The sequence below is a fragment of the Moorena sp. SIO3I6 genome (genome assembly GCF_010672095.1).
In genome coordinates this window covers 1-1,484 of record NZ_JAAHHU010001260.1, presented here as the reverse complement: position 1 = coordinate 1,484, position 1,484 = coordinate 1, and the positions used below count along the sequence as shown (strand labels likewise).

The following is a 1,484-nucleotide window of genomic DNA, read 5'->3' as shown; positions in this document are numbered from 1 at the left end:
AGAGTCATTAGCGATCGCATTGGGTCGGGGACAAAGTGCTATGGGTATTGAAGGGAATCAGTGGTATCGTCCAGTGCTGTATCTGCGTTGGGAGGATAATGAGGGAGGACAGTTGTTTAAAGCTTCTTCAGTTGAAGCTGATGCCTTGATTAAGAATAATCTACAACTACAGAAACTCCCGTCACCAGATAAACGGAAGGTTACCAAAAAACTTTCTAGAGTCACACAACTTAAAATCGCAGGTTTTAAGCAAGACCTCGAAGAGTTAGAGAAAGACTACACAAATGTTGCAGAAACGAAGCGCTTTACCAGCAATCCTCAGGAGAGCAATAATCTAGAGTTACAGCTTGAAAAGATCGCTAAGGATATGGATAAGATTGAACAACAGCTTCATGAACTAGAATATGGGGATGAGTAGAGCTATAAAACTCCGGATTTAAAGCCTGGATTCTGACCTAAATAACCTAGAAAAATCTTACAAAGACGTTGACGAAAAAAAACGCTTTACCAGCAATCCTCAGGAGATAAATCATCTAGAGTTACAGCTTCAAAAAATTGCTAACGATATAAAAATTAAGGAGGAAGAGCTTAATCAATTAAAGCAGTTAGAAAAGCAGTTAAAAGAAACAAAAGATAATACACAAGCTTTACTAAAATTGTTAACTCCTTTTGAAAACGAAATTATAACCTTTGTTCAAAGAGCATATCACTCTTGTTCTCCTGAAGATTGGCAATATCCTGTCCCGAATAATTTAACAGGGATTTTTGAACAGTTAGGAAAGATGCCCCAAGGCAGATCGAAATATACCAGAATTGAGCGATGGGTGGGTTACTTAGTCACAGATTACCAATTGTATCCATCAGTTTCGGTTCCCTTAGAGGAATGGGCTCAGCAGAATATCAAGGGATATTCAGAGTTGTTGAGAGAGTTAAAAAATAAACCAGAAAGTAATAACTCTTATTTAATGGTGGTTGTTCAGCCTAGTAACCAAAGCTCAGTTAGCAAATGGAATAAAGCAGGGCAGTATTTTGTAGAAGCTTGGTTTATGCCAAATGACGGAGTTTTAGAATTTGAGCAACTGTCTCAACCTGCATCTTTTCCAGAAACCGCCACAACGGATGAGATTCAGCAACTGCTACAAGCCTTTTTAGAGGAAATCGCTACTAAATATTTATGGAGTCAGTTAACGATTGAATTATTTCTTCCCCTAGATTTATTGAATCGAGATGTTGATGCTTGTAGAATTGATGATGGATGGGGTTATCTGGTACCAATTGGCTGTGAGTATCCGGTATTAGTACGCTCATGGGAGCGATTATTGCCAATTTACGGACGTCATCGAGGACGTTGGCAAGAAAAGTGGCATTTCTTGCAACAACTAAGTCAAGGGTCTACCTGTGATGCTTTTGTGTCAGGTGATGGTGAGGATTTGAAGGTATTGTTTGTCCAATTAAGTAAAAACAATATCATTGGACTTAAACTA

Annotated in this window: 2 protein-coding genes; both read left to right on the top strand. The window is 38.5% G+C overall.

The features are described from left to right. A partial coding sequence (locus F6K49_RS48340; protein ID WP_366514353.1) for a hypothetical protein occupies positions 1–418 on the top strand: 418 nt, incomplete at its 5' end. 238 nt (positions 419–656) lie between these two features. After that, a partial coding sequence (locus tag F6K49_RS48335; protein ID WP_293109785.1) for a hypothetical protein occupies positions 657–1,484 on the top strand: 828 nt, incomplete at its 3' end.